Annotated in this window: 19 protein-coding genes and 2 pseudogenes; 12 read left to right on the forward strand and 9 right to left on the reverse strand. The window is 66.6% G+C overall.

The features are described from left to right. Positions 1-6 precede the first annotated feature (6 nt). From ACFJI0_RS15300 to ACFJI0_RS15315, 4 genes are read right to left on the reverse strand one after another with little or no spacing between them, the layout of a single operon-like run. A complete protein-coding gene (locus ACFJI0_RS15300; RefSeq protein WP_382320864.1) occupies positions 7-780 on the reverse strand; it encodes an SDR family NAD(P)-dependent oxidoreductase in 774 nt (257 codons plus the stop codon). A 34-nt stretch (positions 781-814) separates the two neighbouring features. Beyond that, complete coding sequence (locus ACFJI0_RS15305) at positions 815-1786, reverse strand: Bug family tripartite tricarboxylate transporter substrate binding protein (RefSeq protein WP_382320867.1); 972 nt, start codon at positions 1784-1786, stop codon at positions 815-817. A gap of 37 nt (positions 1787-1823) precedes the next feature. Next, a complete protein-coding gene (locus ACFJI0_RS15310) occupies positions 1824-2297 on the reverse strand; it encodes a RidA family protein (protein ID WP_382156402.1) in 474 nt (157 codons plus the stop codon). A 5-nt stretch (positions 2298-2302) separates the two neighbouring features. After that, positions 2303-2692, reverse strand: a complete 390-nt coding sequence (locus ACFJI0_RS15315) for a RidA family protein (protein WP_291115815.1) — start codon at positions 2690-2692, stop codon at positions 2303-2305. A 123-nt stretch (positions 2693-2815) separates the two neighbouring features. Here ACFJI0_RS15315 and ACFJI0_RS15320 point away from each other — a divergent pair, with 123 nt between their 5' ends. The 5 genes and pseudogenes from ACFJI0_RS15320 to ACFJI0_RS15340 all read left to right on the forward strand — a co-directional run bounded on the left by ACFJI0_RS15320 (position 2816) and on the right by ACFJI0_RS15340 (position 6650). Then, entirely contained in the window at positions 2816-3715 is a 900-nt protein-coding gene (locus tag ACFJI0_RS15320; protein ID WP_382156400.1) for a LysR family transcriptional regulator, read from the forward strand. A 135-nt stretch (positions 3716-3850) separates the two neighbouring features. Then, complete coding sequence (locus tag ACFJI0_RS15325; protein ID WP_382320869.1) at positions 3851-4729, forward strand: polysaccharide deacetylase family protein; 879 nt, start codon at positions 3851-3853, stop codon at positions 4727-4729. Positions 4730-4884: 155 nt separating this feature from the next. Continuing rightward, positions 4885-5142, forward strand: a pseudogene (locus tag ACFJI0_RS15330) (tripartite tricarboxylate transporter substrate-binding protein); the annotation flags it as partial. Between the two features lie 19 nt (positions 5143-5161). Continuing rightward, complete coding sequence (locus tag ACFJI0_RS15335) at positions 5162-5764, forward strand: Bug family tripartite tricarboxylate transporter substrate binding protein (protein ID WP_382325671.1); 603 nt, start codon at positions 5162-5164, stop codon at positions 5762-5764. 22 nt (positions 5765-5786) lie between these two features. Continuing rightward, positions 5787-6650 (forward strand): fumarylacetoacetate hydrolase family protein, encoded by an 864-nt coding sequence (locus tag ACFJI0_RS15340; RefSeq protein WP_382320872.1) that lies wholly within the window; start codon positions 5787-5789, stop codon positions 6648-6650. A 23-nt stretch (positions 6651-6673) separates the two neighbouring features. Here ACFJI0_RS15340 and ACFJI0_RS15345 read toward each other — a convergent pair whose 3' ends face one another. Then, complete coding sequence (locus ACFJI0_RS15345) at positions 6674-7114, reverse strand: MarR family winged helix-turn-helix transcriptional regulator (RefSeq protein ID WP_382320874.1); 441 nt, start codon at positions 7112-7114, stop codon at positions 6674-6676. Positions 7115-7222: 108 nt separating this feature from the next. Here ACFJI0_RS15345 and ACFJI0_RS15350 point away from each other — a divergent pair, with 108 nt between their 5' ends. Together ACFJI0_RS15350 and ACFJI0_RS15355 are read left to right on the forward strand one after the other, a co-directional pair. Continuing rightward, a complete protein-coding gene (locus ACFJI0_RS15350; protein ID WP_382320876.1) occupies positions 7223-9199 on the forward strand; it encodes a tripartite tricarboxylate transporter substrate-binding protein in 1977 nt (658 codons plus the stop codon). A 127-nt stretch (positions 9200-9326) separates the two neighbouring features. Continuing rightward, on the forward strand, positions 9327-9791 hold the full coding sequence (locus ACFJI0_RS15355; protein ID WP_382320879.1) for a DUF5990 family protein: 465 nt from the start codon (positions 9327-9329) through the stop codon (positions 9789-9791). 72 nt (positions 9792-9863) lie between these two features. Here ACFJI0_RS15355 and ACFJI0_RS15360 read toward each other — a convergent pair whose 3' ends face one another. Both ACFJI0_RS15360 and ACFJI0_RS15365 read right to left on the reverse strand, forming a co-directional pair. Then, positions 9864-10484 (reverse strand): class I SAM-dependent methyltransferase, encoded by a 621-nt coding sequence (locus tag ACFJI0_RS15360; RefSeq protein ID WP_382325673.1) that lies wholly within the window; start codon positions 10482-10484, stop codon positions 9864-9866. 111 nt (positions 10485-10595) lie between these two features. Next, on the reverse strand, positions 10596-11276 hold the full coding sequence (locus tag ACFJI0_RS15365) for a glutathione S-transferase family protein (protein WP_382320881.1): 681 nt from the start codon (positions 11274-11276) through the stop codon (positions 10596-10598). A 114-nt stretch (positions 11277-11390) separates the two neighbouring features. Here ACFJI0_RS15365 and ACFJI0_RS15370 point away from each other — a divergent pair, with 114 nt between their 5' ends. Then, complete coding sequence (locus ACFJI0_RS15370) at positions 11391-12281, forward strand: LysR substrate-binding domain-containing protein (protein ID WP_382320883.1); 891 nt, start codon at positions 11391-11393, stop codon at positions 12279-12281. 758 nt (positions 12282-13039) lie between these two features. Here ACFJI0_RS15370 and ACFJI0_RS15375 read toward each other — a convergent pair. Further along, positions 13040-13297 (reverse strand): annotated as a pseudogene (locus tag ACFJI0_RS15375) (IS21 family transposase); the annotation flags it as partial. Between the two features lie 142 nt (positions 13298-13439). Next, positions 13440-13835, reverse strand: a complete 396-nt coding sequence (locus ACFJI0_RS15380) for a helix-turn-helix domain-containing protein (RefSeq protein WP_382320886.1) — start codon at positions 13833-13835, stop codon at positions 13440-13442. A 106-nt stretch (positions 13836-13941) separates the two neighbouring features. Between ACFJI0_RS15380 and ACFJI0_RS15385 the strand changes: the two genes are divergently transcribed. The 4 genes from ACFJI0_RS15385 (at position 13942) to ACFJI0_RS15400 (ending at position 15688) form a co-directional block, all read left to right on the forward strand. Further along, a complete protein-coding gene (locus ACFJI0_RS15385) occupies positions 13942-14148 on the forward strand; it encodes a hypothetical protein (RefSeq protein WP_382320887.1) in 207 nt (68 codons plus the stop codon). Next, the gene (locus ACFJI0_RS15390; protein ID WP_382320890.1) at positions 14145-14492 is read left to right on the forward strand and encodes a hypothetical protein; all 348 of its coding nucleotides are present in this window, start codon (positions 14145-14147) and stop codon (positions 14490-14492) included. Before ACFJI0_RS15385 ends, ACFJI0_RS15390 begins: the two co-directional genes overlap by 4 nt. 114 nt (positions 14493-14606) lie before the next feature. Beyond that, the gene (locus tag ACFJI0_RS15395) at positions 14607-15140 is read left to right on the forward strand and encodes a phospholipase D family protein (protein WP_382320892.1); all 534 of its coding nucleotides are present in this window, start codon (positions 14607-14609) and stop codon (positions 15138-15140) included. Continuing rightward, positions 15137-15688, forward strand: a complete 552-nt coding sequence (locus tag ACFJI0_RS15400; RefSeq protein WP_382320894.1) for a hypothetical protein — start codon at positions 15137-15139, stop codon at positions 15686-15688. The genes ACFJI0_RS15395 and ACFJI0_RS15400 overlap by 4 nt, the downstream gene beginning before the upstream one ends. Positions 15689-15718 lie beyond the last annotated feature (30 nt).

The raw sequence follows: 15718 nt of genomic DNA on the forward strand, positions 1-15718 counted from the left end.
CGGGGGTCAGGCGAGCGTCTGCCCGCCGTCCAGCGTGATGGTGCTGCCGGTCACGTAGGCCGAGGCGTCCGAGGCCAGCCACACGGCGATGTCCTGGATTTCCTCGGGCCGGCCGATGCGGCCCAGCGGCACCTGGCGCACGAAGGCCGCGTACTTCTCGGGCACCGACATCTCGGCCTCGGTCAGCGGCGTGAGGAAACGCCCCGGCGCGAGCACGTTGACGCGAACCCCTTTCGGCGCCCACTCCATCGCCAGCGCGCGCGAGAGGTTGATGACCGCCGCCTTGGCCGCCGAGTACGGCGCGTTGCCGGCCCGGCCGCGCATGCCGGCGGTGGACGAGAGGTTGATGATGGAGCCGCCGCCCTGTGCCAGCATGTGCCGGCCCACGGCACGGCACACCTTGAAGGTGGACGAGAGGTTGGCCGAGATGACCCCGTCCCACTCCTCGTCGGTCACGTCCACGCTGGGCTTGCGCAGGCTGCCGCCGGCCGCGTGGGCCAGCACATCGATGCGGCCGAAGCGCGCCACCGCCTGTTCCACCACCGCATCGACCTGGCGCGAATCGGTGGCGTCGGCCACGGCCACCAGGGCTTGGCGGCCCAGCGCCTCGACCTCGCGGGCCACGGCATCCAGGTCGGCGCGCGTGCGCGCCATCAGCACCACGTCGGCCCCCGCGCCGGCAAAGCCCAGCGCGATCGCGCGGCCCAGCCCCTTGCCCGCGCCGGTGACGAGGGCGGTGCGCCCCGCCAGGCGACCGCCGGCCTGTTCCTTGTCATTCATGAGGTCCGCTCCTGATGCTGATGCTGCTGAGTCTTCAATCCGCCGTGATGCCGGCCGAGCGGATGATGCCACCCCACTTGGTGGCATCGGCCTGCACGAAGGCCTTGGTGGCCGCCGCGTCCGAGGCCAGCGTGGTCAGGCCCAGTTGCGCGAGCTGCGTCGTCACCGACGGCTGGCGCAGCGCGTGCGTGAACGCGTTCTGCAGCTGCGTCACGATCGGCGCGGGCACACCGGCCGGGGCGAAGACCGCGTACCACACCGAAGCGCCGAAGTCGGCCAGGCCCGAGGCCGCCAGGGTCGGCGTGTCGGGCAGTTGCGCCACGCGCTGCGACGAGGTGACCGCCAGCGCCTTCAGGGCACCGCTGCGGATCTGCGGCAGCAGCGGCGGCATGTTCTCGAACGCCAGCGTGACGCGGCCGGCCAGCAGGTCCTGCATCGCGGGCGCCGTGCCTTTGTAGGGCACGTGGATCATCTCGGTGCCGGTCATGCGCTCGAACAGCTTGGCGCAGAGGTGCTGCGTCGAGCCGTTGCCCACCGAGGCGTAGGCCACCTGGCCCGGCCGCGCCTTGATGTAGGCGATGAGTTCCTGCACCGAGTTCACCGGCAGCGAGGGCGGCACCACCAGCACGTTGGGCACGGTCGCCACGCCGATGATGGGCGTGAAGTCCTTGAGCGGGTCGTAGGGCAGGTTCGGGTACAGCGCGGGCGCGGTGGCGTAACCGGGCGTGCTGCCCAGCGTGAGCGTGTAGCCGTCCGGCTTGGAGCGGGCCACGGCCGTGGTGCCCACGACGCCGCTGGCGCCCGGCTTGTTGTCCACCACCATGGGCTGGCCCAGCACGCCGCCGGCCTCGCGCGCCAGCAGGCGGCACAGCAGGTCGTTCGTGCCGCCGGCCGCCCAGGGGCTCACCAGCGTGATGGGGCGGGAAGGAAAAGCCTCGGCAAAGGCCGGCCATGCCGACGTGAGGCTGCCGAGGCCCAGGGCTTGGATGAGATGACGTCTTTGCATGGCGGTGGTCCTTTGCGCGGGGTGAGGGGGTGAAGGGTCAGGGTTGGATTTCGAAGGTGCAGATCGTCTCGACCGGCGCCGTGTAGATCAGGTCGGGCACGCTCAGGCTGGCGCGCGCCATCGCCGCGCGCTCGGCGCCCAGCACCTCCACGAACAGGTCCGACGCGCCGTTGGACACGTAGGGCGCGCGCTCGAAACCGGGCGCGCCGTTGACGTAGATCAGCAGCTGCACCACACGCACGATCCGGTCCAGGTCGCCGAGCACGGCCTTGGCCTGGGCCAGGTGGTTGATCGCGCACAGCCGGGCCGACTGGTAGGCCTCGTCCACCGAGACCTTGTCGCCCACCTTGCCCAGGTAGGGGAACTCGCCGTTGTGGTGCCCCAGGGCACCCTGGCAGAAGAACAGGTTGCCCACCGCGACGCCGGGCACCAGCGCCGGGTTGGCCTTGATGATGGGCGCATCGGGCAGCACGATGCCCAGCTCGGCCAGGCGTGATTCGATCTTGCCCATGGGTCTCACTCCACTTCGGCGACGCACTCGATTTCCAGCAGGAAATCCTTGCGCGGCAGGCGGGCCTCGACGGTGGTGCGGGCCGGCCAGGTCTGCGGGTCGTTGCCGAAGAACTCGCGGTAGATCTCGTTCATCTCGTCGAAGTCGGCGCGGCGGTCCAGGAACACATTGACCTTCACCACCTGCGCCAGCGACGAGCCGGCCTCTTCCAGGATGTTCTGCAGGTTGGTCATGCACTGGCGCATCTGCGCGGTGAAGTCGCCCTTGGCCAGCTGCATCTCGCCGTGGTAGGCCGGGCAACCGGAGACGAACACGAGGTTGCCGGTGCGCACGGCGTGGGCGTGGGGCGCCTTCGTGCGGGTCACCTTGGGGCTGTAGATCACTTGTTTGGTCATGGGAACTCCTGTGTGCGGAAAAACGTTGGAAACGCAAATGTGCCTGCCGTTTGGCGTCGCAACAAACGATTTGTTTTGAACAATGAGTTGCCATTTTCGCAACACACATCCTAGAATCGCCGCATGATCCTGCAGACCTCCCTGCTGCGCTACCTCGAAGTGGCGCAAAGCGGCTCCATCCGCGCCGCCGCCGAGCGGCTCTTCGTCACGCCCTCCGCGCTCAGCCGCGAGCTGCAGAAGCTGGAGGAAGACCTGGGCGTCACCCTGTTCGAGCGGCGCGCGCGCGGCATGGTGCTCACCGCCGCCGGCAAGGTCTACCTGAACCACGTGCGCGACGCGCTCAACGGCATCGAGCGCATGCGCTCCGAACTCGACGCGCTGCAGAACCTGCACCGCGGCCACGTCTCGCTGCTCTCGGTGGAGGGCTACGCCTCGGACTTCCTCGCCCCCGCCATCGCCCAGTTCCAGGACGCCTACCCGAACATCACCTTCTCGCTGCGCATCACCGGCACCGGCGCGGTGGAGAACGGCATCGCCAGCGGCGAGGCCGACATCGGCCTGGTCTTCAACCTGCAGCCCAAGGCCGAGATGCACTCGGCCCTGCACCTGCACGCGCCCCTGCTCGCCGTGATGGCGCCCAGCCATGCACTGGCGCGGCGCAAGAGCCTCACGCTCTCGCAGATCGCAGGGCAGCGCCTGGCGCTGCCCGACAACAGCTTCGGCGTGCGCCGCCTGATCGACTTGCAGAGCCACATGTCCAAGGTCCACATCACGCCGGCGCTCGAAGCCAACTCGCTCGCGGTGCTGCGCGGCTTCGCGCGCAACGGCGGCGGCATCACCCTGCTCTCGCACATGTCCATCCGCAACGAGCTGGCCATGGAGCAGCTGGTGGGCGTGCCACTGGACGACGCGCTGCTCTGCCAGGGCGGCATCGACGTCTGCGTGCTCTCCGAGCGCAAGCTGCCCGTGGCCTCGGCGGCCTTCCTCAAGCACCTCACCGAAGTGGGGCGTGCCGCGCTCTGAAGCGGTGCGTCAGCGTTGCGCGCAGATCAACGCTGCGTGCAAAAGAAGTCGTTTGTGGTTGCACAGTCGACTCCGTAAGCTCGGGACCATTCAGGCAAGGCACTGGCGCCTTGCGGTTGGAACCCGGAGCCCCGAATGCCCCAGAAACTCGACGTGCACGCCGGTGCCATCGAAACCCTGCCCCCCGCCGATTTCCGCTGGCCCGGCGGCCAACGCCTCGGCATCTTCTTTCGCGTCGCGCTGGAAGGCTGGTCCGACGACCAGTGGCCGGGCTTCGGCCCCATGGGCAACCCGCTCAAGCCCGGCACGCCCGACCTGAACGCGCTCGGCTGGGTCGAGTACGGCATCCGGCGCGGCATCCACCGCATCCTCGACGTGCTGGAGCGCCAGCAGATTCAGACCAGCATGCTGGTCTGCGGCGTGCTGGCCGAGCGCTACCCTGAAACGCTGCGCCGCATCGCCGATGCCGGCCACGAAATCGTGGCGCACTCCTGGGGCATGGACGTGATCCCAGCCTACCTCGACGAAGCCGCCGAACGCGCCAACATCCGCCGCACTACCGAGGCACTGGAACAGGCCTGCGGCGTGCGCCCCGTGGGCTGGATCAGCCCGCGCGCCTCGCCCAGCGTGCGCACCGCGCGCCTGCTCGCCGAAGAAGGCTACGAATGGCACGGCGACACCATGAACGACGACCTGCCCTACCTCGTGCGCTTCGGCGACCGCGAGATCGCGGCCTTCCCCGGCGGCATGGAGATGAACGACACGCCGCACGCCATCCGCTATGGCAACGCACCGCGCCAGATGCTGGAGCTGTTCGACGACTGGCTCGACTTCGTGCAGCGCCACGAGCCCGGCGCGGTGCGCCTGAACCCTTCCATCCACGGCCACGTGTTCGGCCGGCTCAGCGGCATCGGCGTGTTCGAGGAACTGATCCGCCGCGCCCGCGCGCTCGACGACACCTGGATCGGCCGCCAGGGCGATGCCATCCGCCACCTGCGCCAGTCGCTGCGCTGAACACCCCTCACACCCCCACCAGGAGAAGCTCCATGAACGCACACCACCCGCATGGCCTCACCCGCCGCCACGTTGTTGCCGGCGGCACGGCCCTGGCCGCCCTGATGGGCAGTGGCCTGTCCCGCGCCGCCGGCTACCCCGAACGCCCCATCCGCATGGTGGTGCCCTACCCCGCCGGCGGCTCCACCGACATCGTGGCCCGCCTGGTCGCCAAGCACCTTGGCGAGGTGCTCAAGGGCACCGTGGTGGTGGACAACAAGGGCGGTGCGGCCGGTGCCATCGGCGCGGCCGACGTGGCCCGCGCCGCACCCGACGGCTACACCCTGCTCTCCAACATCGTCACCTCGGCCGTGCTCACGCCCATCACCCAGGCCAAGACGCTCACCTACGACCCCATCGGCGCCTTCCAGCCCGTGGCGATGGTGCGCAAAACTGCCCAACGTGCTCATCATCAACAAGGACATTCCGGTGCGCACCTTCAAGGAGTTCGCCGCCTGGGCGCGCGCCAACCCCCAGCGCGCCAGCTACGGCACGGGCGGCACCGGCAGCGTGATGCACCTCACCGGCGAACTCCTCAAGCGCGATGGCGACTTCGCCATGGAACACGTGCCCTACAAGGGCGCGGCCGCCGCCATCCAGGACCTCATGGGCGGCAGCATCGTCGCGGTGCTCGACAACATCACCGGCGTCATCGGCCCCATCCGCTCCGGCCAGGTGCGCGCCCTGGGCGTCTCCACCGACCAGCGCTCGCCCGCCCTGCCCGACGTGCCCACCTTCGCCGAAGCGGGCGTCAAGGGCTTCTCCAACGCCAGCTGGTTCGGCGTCTTCACGCGCGCGGGCACGCCGCGCGACATCGTCGCCCAGCTCGAAAAAGCCACGCTGGAAGCCTGCGCGCGGCCCGAGGTGGTGCGCACGCTGACCGAACTCGGCGCCGTGCCCGACCCCATGGGCGCCCAGGCCATGGACACCTTCTGGAAAGCCGAATTCACCTACTGGAAACGCGCCATCGACGCCGCCGGCATCCCCCTGAACTGAACCCCGACCCCAAAGGCCTCTCTTGAAATTCGCCAGCTTCCTGCACCAGGGCACCGCCACCTACGGCGCCGTGATCGACGACCAGCACCTTGTGGACCTGCGCCCCGCCCTGGGCGCGCTCGCGCCCGATCTCCAGAGCGCGATCGCGCAAGGCCTGCTTGACAAAGCCGCCACCCTCGCGCGCGCCGCCACCGAGCGCATCCCGCTCGACACCGTCGAGTTCCTGCCCGTGATCGGCCGGCCGGCCAAGATCGTCTGCGTGGGCCTCAACTACGCCGACCACGTGCGCGAGACCGGCCGGCAAGTCACGCAGCAGCAAGCGCCCACGCTGTTCCTGCGCGTGCGCAACTCGCAGGCCGGGCACGGCCAGGCCCTGCTCATCCCGCCCGAATCGCCCGCGCTCGACTTCGAAGGCGAGATCGCCGTCATCATCGGCAAGCCCGGGCGCCGCATCGCCGAGAGCGCGGCCTGGGCGCACGTGGCCGGCTACGCCTGCTACAACGACGCCAGCATCCGCGACTGGCAGACCGCCACCTCGCAATGGACGGCCGGCAAGAACTTCGCGCGCACCGGCGCCTTCGGCCCCTGGATGGTCACGGCCGACGAGATCCGCCCCGACCAGGTCATGACCCTGGTCACCCGCCTCAACGGCGAAGAAGTGCAGCGCACCACCACCGACCTGCTCATCCACAGCATCCCCTCGCTCATCGCGCACATCAGCTGCTTCACCGAACTCGAAGCGGGCGACGTCATCGTCACCGGCACCCCGGGCGGCGTCGGCTTCAAGCGCCAGCCGCCGCTCTACATGCGGCCGGGCGATGTGGTGGAAGTGGAAGTGGATGCGCTGGGCGTGCTGCGCAACCCCATCGAGGCAGAAATGGCCTGAACGCCCCGGGGCAGGACCGGGGCTCAGTCCCCGGTGATCTTGCCCAAGAGCCGGATCAGTTCGGCGGTCTCGGCATCGGAGAGCGCGGCGCGCAGCGCCGCCTCGTGCTCGCGCACGATGCGCGCGGCGCGGCTCCAGCACTTGCGCCCCTCGGGCGTGAGCTTCAGGTACACCGTGCGCCGGTCGTGCTCCTGGCGCGTGCGGTCGATCAGGCCGCGCTCGGCCAGCTTGTCCGCCAGCGGCACCATCGACGGGTTCGTCAGCCCCACGCCGCGCGCCAGCTGGCCCTGCGGCAACTCCACATTGCAGCTCAACAGCTCCAGCACGCCATACATGGCCGTCGTCAGCTGCAGCTTGCCCAGCGCGAGGTCCAGGCGGCGCAGCGCCTGGTTGTGCGCTTTTCGAAGGTGGTACCCGACGTAAGCGTCGAGCGCGGGAGAAGAAGGAGGAGTGCAATCGGCCATGGGCAGCCGGCAGGATAGCACGCAGCCACCCGATCATTCTCTGTCTATTAGTTTGACATCGAACTATTCGATGACTACACTTCGACCCAACATCAATCAGGAGACCGCATGTTCGTCGTCGACAACCACATCCACCTGGGCCAGCCGGGTGTTCACGTCTCGCAGCACATCTACAGCGAGCTGCGCAAGAACTGGAGCGATCGCGGCTTCCGGTACCACAGCACCGAAGTGAAGTCCGAGCGCCGCGACGGTGAGATGCTCGTCCACGTGATGGACGAAGTCGGCATCGACGTGTGCTGCGTGCTCGCCGGCAACTGGAACCGCGTGCTCCCGCCCGAGCAGCGCCCCTACAACGTGCCCAACGAATTCGTGGCCCAGCAGGTCAAGGCCTCCAAGGGCCGGCTCATCGGCATCTGCAGCGCCGACCCCATCATCGACCCCTGGGGCGCCGCCGACGAACTCGAGCGCTGCGTGCGCGAGCACGACTTCCGCGGCATCAAGCTCTACCCCACCTACGCGCACTTCGACCCGCGCGACAAGGCCTGCGAACCCCTGTACGAAGCCGCCTCCGCGCTCGGCGTGCCGGTGCACTTCCACATGGGCTTCACGCCCGTCTGCGGCGCCGACATGAAACTGCAGCAACCCTGGCTGCTCGACGAAGTGGGCCAGCGCTTCCCCAAGATGAAGGTGGTCATCTGCCACCTGGGCTACCCCTACGCCGCCGAAGCCATGGGCGTGGTCGCGCGCAACCCCAACTTCCATGCCGACCTCAGCGCGCTGGGCTTCTACCATCCGCGCACCGTCTACCAGCTCATCCACGACTTCGGCTGCGTCAACCCCTGGGAACGCCTGCTCTACGGTTCGGAAAACCCCTTCATGTGGACCTTCCACAAAACCGTGCAGAACATCAACGAACACGCGCGCGCGCTCGACATGCCCGAGATCCCCGACCACGCGCTCGAACTCATCCTCGGCGGCAACGCCACGCGCCTCTACCGCATCGACCAGAGCAAACAGCACCGCCCCCGCGACGCCGCCCGCCAAGGCCGCCGCCTGACCACCCCATCACACCGGAGACAAGACACCATGAAGAAGATCGCTCGCCGCTCCCTGCTGGCCGCAGCCCTGGCACCCGCCTTCGGCACCCTCGTCGTCCCACTGGCCCATGCGCAAGGGGCCTTCCCCGCGCGCCGCATCTCCGTCGTCGTGCCCTTCCCCGCCGGCGGCCCGGCCGACATGGTCGCGCGCGTCATGCAACCGCTGATGCAGAAAGCCCTGGGAGAAACCGTCATCGTGGAAAACTTCGCCGGCGTCGGCGGCGCCATGGGCGTGGGCAAGGTGCTGGCCGCACCGGCCGACGGCCACACCATGCTGCTCACCACCGTGGCCGAGCCCATCCTGCCGCCGCTCACCATGCCCAGCGTGCGCTACAAGCCCGACGACCTCGTGCTCGTCTCGCAGCTCTCGTACACCAACATCGCGCTCGTCGTGCGGCCCAGCTTGCAGATCAACTCGGCGCAGGCCCTGGTGGACTACCTCAAGAACCCGTCCAACAAAGCCCTGACCTACGCCACGCCCGGCAGCGGCACGCTCTACCACCTCATGGGCGAGCACTTCAAGATGCTCACCGGCACGCAGCAGCTCATGCACGTGCCCTACAAGGGCCTGGCACCGGCCGTCAACGACCTCATCGGCGGCCAGGTGGACGTGGCCTTCCTGCCCATGGCCGGCAGCACCGCCAAACTGATCGAAGCCGGCACCCTGCGCGCCCTGGCCCACACCGCCGACAAGACCGTGGCCGGCCTGCCGCGCCTGAGCGAAGTCGACGCCAGCCTGAAAGACTTCGTCTACACCGTGTGGACCGGCGTCTTCCTGCCGCGCCAGACACCCACCGACGTGGTGACCGCCGTGCACAAAGCCATCGACACCGCACTGCAAGGGCCGGAATTCGGCGTGTACACCCGCGAAGCCGGCGGCGTGGCGCTCACGCGCGCCATGCCGCTGAAACAGGCGCAGACCTTCTACAGCGCCGAAGCGCAACGGCTGCAGCGGGTGTTTCAGGCGGTGAAGCTGAAGGCGGACTGAGCGCGAGCGCAGCTTCAAGAGCAAGGGCCCCGATGGGGCCCTTTGTTTTTTCGCATCTCAGCTAGGATGGCTGCCGGCCAACAGCGAGCACGCGCCAGAGCCCTCACAAGCCTGTCACCCCGAAGCCATGAAAAACGGAACAACCGCTGAACTTCAGATCATCCTTGCTGTCACGGCATTCCCACCCGGGGTCCGTTTTGCGGTGCAACACGGTCGCGATGGCTTGCTGCCGCCCTACGCGTCGACGGCCGAGCTCGTGTCGTTCGCCATCACCATGAGTCTCGGCCCCACGCTGCCGGACGGATCGTTCAACTTCCGTGGCCCGTTCGCGCAAGGCACACCGTCCGACCGCTTCATTTACCTGAACTCGGGGACCTACGCAGGCCAACCCGATTCACGCTGGGAGCGAAGGGCGAAGATCAAGTTGGCCGGCATCCCCCAGCCCTTGGTGGAGACCGCCACAGGAGACGCCAACCGCGCCATCGAAGGTCGCATCCACGGCACGGCGCGAGACGGCGGGCCGGTGTGCGCGACCGTGGGCCTTCAAGCGATCAGCTGGCACTTGGTCAAGCGCTCCGCGCCCGCTGGGTGACGCGGACTTCCGCTTCATCGATCTCCGTCGGGCATCAGCACACGACGCGGCTGGCCCATCAAGAAGCACGGGCTACTCTGCTGAAGCGGCCAGCCGGCGCAGTGCAAGGAAGCTCCATCTGACGTCCGCCCGCCCAAGCATGTCTTCGCGCTCGGCCTGGTGGTGGCAGCGCAGCCCGTGCCGTGCGGCCAACCGAACCGTGTCCTCAGCGGAGACGTCGAACATTCTTCGGCCTTCCGGTATCGGGCCGTGCCGCAGAGACATGAAGACTTGACCGTTTTCGGCCGTCAGCGCGGCAACAGCTTCCATGCGCAACTCCCGCTCCTGAGGATCCAGATGCATCCACACGGCGGTGAGAAGGACGACGTCGAACCGGCGCTTTGCTTGCCGCAACACGTCCAGCGTCGGCAGATGGTCGTCCATCCAATCGATGGGCAGTGCGCCATGAAGGCGCTGACCCTCGCGGCGAAGTTCGCCTGTGGGCTCCACGGCGACGACCTGATGGCCACAACGGGCGAGTGCCGCGGCATCGCGCCCCGACCCCGCGCCGATGTCGACCACCGTGGCCGGCTGTGTGGGAAACAGGTGAATCAGGTCTCGGTAGACCTCAGCGAAAGTGATGCTCTCGTATTGAGAGGCCAAGGCCGATGCGTTCGCACCGTATCCAGCCGCTCCGGGGACTGTAGAGGTCATGGATGCCATACGTGGTTTGGACAAGCGCTTGCGGAGCGCAGCGCGCGACTGCTTCTGGCCGATGCCCGACATGCTAGCTCAGGCTGAACCATCGAGGCGACCCACGGCCGCTCATTGCAGTTCAACATGCCCAGCAAACGCCCCGCCGCTGCGCACCACCTCCCCATGCTCCACCCCATGCGCGAAGCGCACGGCGGGGTCGGCCTGCAGGCGCTCATACAGGGCGTTCAACGCCGGGTAGTCGCGGCGGTCCAGCACCTGGTGGAATTCGTTCCAGCGTGCGATGCCCATGAGGTACGCGTCCGCCGCGCTGCGGTGCTCGCCCACCAACCAGTCGCGCCCGCCCAGCAAGCCTTCCAGCGCGGCATGGGCACGCCGCACCTTGTCGTGCCCCATGGCCGTTACCGCGCGCAGCGCTTCGCCTTGCAGGCCATGCTCCATTGCGTACCAGAGCGGTGCGAATGACTCGAAGAAATCGGTGTTCAGAAACGCCAGCATCTCGTTGAAGCGATCGAACTCCGCGCTGCCCTGCGCAGGCACTAAGCCGCTGGAAGCAGCAGCCGCCCCGATGTGATGCAGGATCGCCACGCTCTGGCTCACGAAGCGGCCATCGGCCGTGCGCAGCGAGGGCGTTTCGCCCACCGGGTTGATGCGCTTGAAGGCCTCGCTGCTCACCACCTCGGGCATCTGGATGCGGCACAGCTGGTAAGGCAGGCCGCTCCACTCCAGCGCCACGATGGCGCCAAACGAACAGCCCTCGGGCACGCCGTAGAAAAGAAGAATGGGTTTCATGGTTGGTTTCAACTCCTGTTGCATTGACGAAGGAGTGCATTCTTGCGGCGTGGACGATGGCCGCCTAGACGGGCAAAAGGCAACGCATCGTCCACATCTGTGGACAATGGCGGCATGAACCTGAACGACCTCACCTTGTTCGCCCAGGCCGTGGAAAGCGGCGGCTTCGCGCCCGCGGCCCGGCGCTTCTCGGTGCCGAAATCCACCCTGAGCAAACGCGTGGCCGCGCTCGAAGCCAGCCTGGGCGTGCGCCTCATCGAGCGCAACTCGCGCAGCTTTCGCCTCACCGACACCGGGCACGACTTCTACCAACACGCGCGCGCCGCGCTGGTGGAGGTGGAGAGCGCGCAGCAGGTGGTGCAGTCGCGCCTGGCCGAGCCCAGCGGCACCGTGCGGCTCACCGCCGCCGTGCCGGTGGTGCAGTTCCAGCTGGCGCCCCACCTGCCCGCGCTCGCGCGCACCTGGCCCCGCTTGCAACTGCAGCTGCACGCGAGCGACCGGTTTGTGGACCTGGTGCAAGAAGGCTTTGACATCGCGCTGCGCAGCCACTTCGCCCCCCTGCCCGACTCGGGCCTGGTGCAGCGCACGCTCAAGGTGGAGCCCGTGATGGTGGTCGCGGCCCCCGCCTACCTGCGCGAGCACGGCACACCGCGCCAGCCGAGCGACCTCGCGGCGCACCAGGCCCTGCTGACGGGTGTGGACGCCACGCGCTGGACGCTGCGCAACAGCAAGGGCGAAGTGCAGATCGCCGAGCCGCCGCCGCGTTTGGTGGCCGACGAATCCGTGGCGCTGCTGCACGCGGCCACGGCCGGCCTGGGCATCGTGTGCCTGCCCGAGAGCATCTGCCAGCACCACTTGGCGCGCGGTGAACTGGTGCGCGTGCTGACGCGCTGGACGGCGGGCAGCGTCACCACCACCGCGCTGGTGCCGCACCGCCGCAGCCTGCTGCCTTCGGTGCGCGTGGTGCTGGAGTTTCTTTCGGAGCGGCTGGGCTCGACGGCTTGAGTAAGACCCCGCAGCAAAAAATACTGTATTAACGTACAGTACAATGACGCCAGGCCAGACACCATGCGGTGTGTGGCGCCAAGCAGTTGCTGTTGTTGTCTCTTTGTGGATCTGCAGCTTTAGCCCGTCCGCCTTGCTGGTGGCCGGGCTTTTTCTTGTTGTCCTTTTAGCGACGGGTAGACGCAAGGGGTTGGTCAACAGCCGCTAAGCAGCGTTACCGGACAAACACTTTGTCAAAGTGAGCAGCGGATAAGCGCGCTAAACCCGACATCTAGCGCGGTCAAGTCCCAGCCTTCGCGGCACAAGAAGCTCCGAGCCGCTGTGAGTCAGACGATGCAAGGGCGGACGTACCACGACATAGGGCTCCCGTCTTACGCCGCTCAAGAACTGCTCAACGCTCGGTCATTGAAGTGCAAGCCGAGCTACAAGTCGTGTTCGCGGTGCACTCGACGAAATGCGGTGGGCGGATCACAGCATCCCCAACAAGTTCTTCGAAGCTCGCACCTAGGTCCGCTACGATGGCGTCGATAGGGATTGGCAGGCTGGCCGCGAGGACCAAATATGGCGATGTATTGCAGGGAGCGCAATTATGGCTGACGAAGAGGAAATTCATCGGAACAAACTTGTAGGCAAAACCTGTTGAATTTCACTGATCTCTGACCCGAGATTTCCATCGAATACTGACCCACCCGTTGTGTGAGCAAAGAAGCTCACGGTGTGGATAAGTGCTTCGTTTTCTCCTTTTCAGATCTAGGTGTGTGGAGCTGCAGCAAAGTGCGCCGCTGTTTGCGCGACTTTGTTGCCTCGATCGACAGCCATGTTGAAAGTTTGTCGGCGAATGGATCGAGCTTGCTGGAGCTCGCACGCCTGGCGTAGCGGGGCTCTTCATCGCCCGCCCGCAGGTACTTCTTAACGGTGTTGCGAGCCAGGCCTGTACGCCTGGAGATCTCGCGGATGGACATCTGCTCGCGCAGTGCCCAGCGTCTTATGACACTCAGTGTCGCCACGTCTATCACTCCTGAAATCTCCTGCTGCCAAAAGCAGCAGGATAGGGTTCTTACGTGGGTCAGCTTTCAATGGAAATTGATGCTCTAACTGGGTCAGTTTTCAGTGGAAGACAACACCCGAGGGGCCTTTCTGCTCTTTTGGAGCTACACCTCAATTACTTTTATTGCCCTTGGCTTCGGCTCCCTTCGTCCGGGACTTGTGAACCTGTTTGGAAGGCGCAGACGGCATCGCGCCCTCAGCCAATAGCGCCATGTACCTCACCGCTTCGATCTTCATCTCGTCCGTACAGCGGTCGAAGTCATCGAGCACGGCTCTTTGCATCGGCTCCAGGCCCAGCCTGGTCGAGATGCGCTTGCCCGTCAGCAGGTAGCAGACGTTCACACCCACCTCCCCCAACTTGACGAGTACTTCCGCGTCCGGGTTGCGCTCCCCTCGCTCGTAGTTTCCGATCGAGCGCTTCGAGATCCCAACAGCGTCGGCGAGCTCCTGTTGGTTGAGTTTGAGCCGACGCCTCTCCTCCAAAAATCGCTCCACGAAGTTACTCATTTTTGCCACAGCTGGGATATGATGGAATGGACATGTACCAAAAAAGTACCTGTTGTGTATTTTTCCGTTACTCAATGCTAGCCCAGGGAAAGGAGCAACTTCGACCATGTCCACATTCGCTGTCTCTTCGTCTCGCAAACGCGTCCCCAACGGGGTCAACAGTTCGCGTCCCATCGCGCTGCGGCTCACGCCCGCAGAGCTGGAGCATGTGAAGGAGCGGGCCAGGCTCGAACACCGCTCCATGGCCAGCGTGTGCCGCCTCGCGGTGCTGCGCGAGTTGGGCTTGAACGACGATGAAAAGGTGACCTCATGAAACTCTTTGGCCGCAAACCATCCCCTCAGGCAGCAGCTTCAGCAGCAGTGCCCACATGCACGCCCGATCCGGAGCACATGCCCTTCTTCCCGAAACCGGTGTCGACGCAGCGCATGTGGTTTTCGCTTCACCACAGCACGTCGGCGGAGCTGAAGGTGTCCACGCGTCGCACGAAGGTGAAAGATGCCCCTTATGACGTGGTGCTGCAGGCCTGCAAGGCGCCGCTGGAAACGGAATGGACCCTCAGCGCCGAGCAGGCGCGCGAACTCGCGGCCCGCCTGCTCGACGCCGCTGCCGACTGCGGCGAGTTCGACAACGCGACGTTCTCCCTTCGCTGGGACTGAACGGGCCGAACGGGGCCAAGCCAAGCCCCTGTGGCTACGATGTGGGCTGCCAGCCCTGCGCAGCGGCCCACATCGGGCGCGCGCCTCGTGCCGGCGCAGCTTGGGGGCATGGGCATGACGACTTTTCTGCGATCCATCGCGCTGGCGGCGTGGCTGCTGGGCGCTTCCTTGCTTTCGCATGCGGCGCCGAGCGTGCAGGTGGGCTTCTCGCCGGAGGGCTCGGCGCGCCAGCTGGTGCTGGAGACGATCGCCAGCGCGCAGCAGAGCATTCACATCCTGGCCTATGCGCTCCAGGCGCCAGACATCATGCAGGCGCTGGTGGACGCGAAGAACCGGGGCGTGGAGGTGCGCGTGGTGGTGGACAAGAAGCGCAACCGGGGCAAGACGAGCAGGAAGGCGATGGACTTCGTGACCCGCCACGGCGTGGAGCTGCGGACAAACGACCATTTCCACATCCACCATGACAAGACCATCATCGTGGACGGCCACACGGTGCAGACGGGTTCGTTCAATTTCGCGCCGTCGGCCGAGACGATGAATTCCGAGAACGTGGTGGTGATTCGCGGCATGCCCGAGGTGTCGAGCCAGTACATGGCGCACTGGCAATCGCGCTGGAAGCTGGGCAAGCCGTATCCTGCACAACCATGACCCAACGATCTTCTCCCTCTTCTTCCTCCTCCTCCATTTCCAAGCGCCGTCAGATCATCACGGTGATGATGCTGGTGCTCGCGCTCATCGGCGGCCTGGTGCGCTGGCTCGCGCCACAGCCTTCGCTGGCGCGCGATCTGGGCTCGGTGCTGATGGTGTTGTGGCTGCCGATCATCGGCAACATCATCGGCTGGCTGATCCAGCGTGCGAAGGCGCCGAAGCACCTGCCGCAGGGTTTCGCGGCGGGCACAGTGTTCAAGCCAGATGCGCGGATCGAGCTCACCTTGCTCGCAGCCGACACGCCGGTGCTGAGCCGGCCGATCCGTGCGGGCTACTTCGATGGCGCGCTGGTGGTGGGCTCCGAGGGGTTTACCACGCGCCTGGCGGTGCCCACCGATGGGGAGCCGGTGCCCGAGATGCCTTGCACGCTGGAGGTGCAGTTCCTGCGCCCGGAGCTGGCGCTGGCCCAGCTCAAGAATGGCACCAAGTTCGCGCTGCTGTCGGGCCGCACTTTGTTGGGCACGGGGCATGTGCTGCCGCTGGCTTGATTCGAGTTTTGGCTGCGATGGGCGTCCATC

This window comes from Hydrogenophaga sp. UC242_53 (assembly GCF_042696965.1).
Taxonomy (GTDB): domain Bacteria; phylum Pseudomonadota; class Gammaproteobacteria; order Burkholderiales; family Burkholderiaceae_C; genus Hydrogenophaga.

Bases quoted from the DNA above. Each gene is read 5' to 3' on its own strand.
- ACFJI0_RS15370 (WP_382320883.1), top strand. From the start codon at position 11,391: ATGAACCTGAACGACCTCACCTTGTTCGCCCAGGCCGTGGAAAGCGGC.
- ACFJI0_RS15385 (WP_382320887.1), top strand. From the start codon at position 13,942: ATGTCCACATTCGCTGTCTCTTCGTCTCGCAAACGCGTCCCCAACGGG.
- ACFJI0_RS15320 (WP_382156400.1), top strand. From the start codon at position 2,816: ATGATCCTGCAGACCTCCCTGCTGCGCTACCTCGAAGTGGCGCAAAGC.
- ACFJI0_RS15345 (WP_382320874.1), bottom strand. From the start codon at position 7,114: ATGGCCGATTGCACTCCTCCTTCTTCTCCCGCGCTCGACGCTTACGTC.
- ACFJI0_RS15350 (WP_382320876.1), top strand. From the start codon at position 7,223: ATGTTCGTCGTCGACAACCACATCCACCTGGGCCAGCCGGGTGTTCAC.
- ACFJI0_RS15355 (WP_382320879.1), top strand. From the start codon at position 9,327: ATGAAAAACGGAACAACCGCTGAACTTCAGATCATCCTTGCTGTCACG.
- ACFJI0_RS15390 (WP_382320890.1), top strand. From the start codon at position 14,145: ATGAAACTCTTTGGCCGCAAACCATCCCCTCAGGCAGCAGCTTCAGCA.
- ACFJI0_RS15325 (WP_382320869.1), top strand. From the start codon at position 3,851: ATGCCCCAGAAACTCGACGTGCACGCCGGTGCCATCGAAACCCTGCCC.
- ACFJI0_RS15300 (WP_382320864.1), bottom strand. From the start codon at position 780: ATGAATGACAAGGAACAGGCCGGCGGTCGCCTGGCGGGGCGCACCGCC.
- ACFJI0_RS15400 (WP_382320894.1), top strand. From the start codon at position 15,137: ATGACCCAACGATCTTCTCCCTCTTCTTCCTCCTCCTCCATTTCCAAG.
- ACFJI0_RS15315 (WP_291115815.1), bottom strand. From the start codon at position 2,692: ATGACCAAACAAGTGATCTACAGCCCCAAGGTGACCCGCACGAAGGCG.
- ACFJI0_RS15360 (WP_382325673.1), bottom strand. From the start codon at position 10,484: ATGACCTCTACAGTCCCCGGAGCGGCTGGATACGGTGCGAACGCATCG.
- ACFJI0_RS15365 (WP_382320881.1), bottom strand. From the start codon at position 11,276: ATGAAACCCATTCTTCTTTTCTACGGCGTGCCCGAGGGCTGTTCGTTT.
- ACFJI0_RS15310 (WP_382156402.1), bottom strand. From the start codon at position 2,297: ATGGGCAAGATCGAATCACGCCTGGCCGAGCTGGGCATCGTGCTGCCC.
- ACFJI0_RS15380 (WP_382320886.1), bottom strand. From the start codon at position 13,835: ATGAGTAACTTCGTGGAGCGATTTTTGGAGGAGAGGCGTCGGCTCAAA.
- ACFJI0_RS15305 (WP_382320867.1), bottom strand. From the start codon at position 1,786: ATGCAAAGACGTCATCTCATCCAAGCCCTGGGCCTCGGCAGCCTCACG.
- ACFJI0_RS15395 (WP_382320892.1), top strand. From the start codon at position 14,607: ATGACGACTTTTCTGCGATCCATCGCGCTGGCGGCGTGGCTGCTGGGC.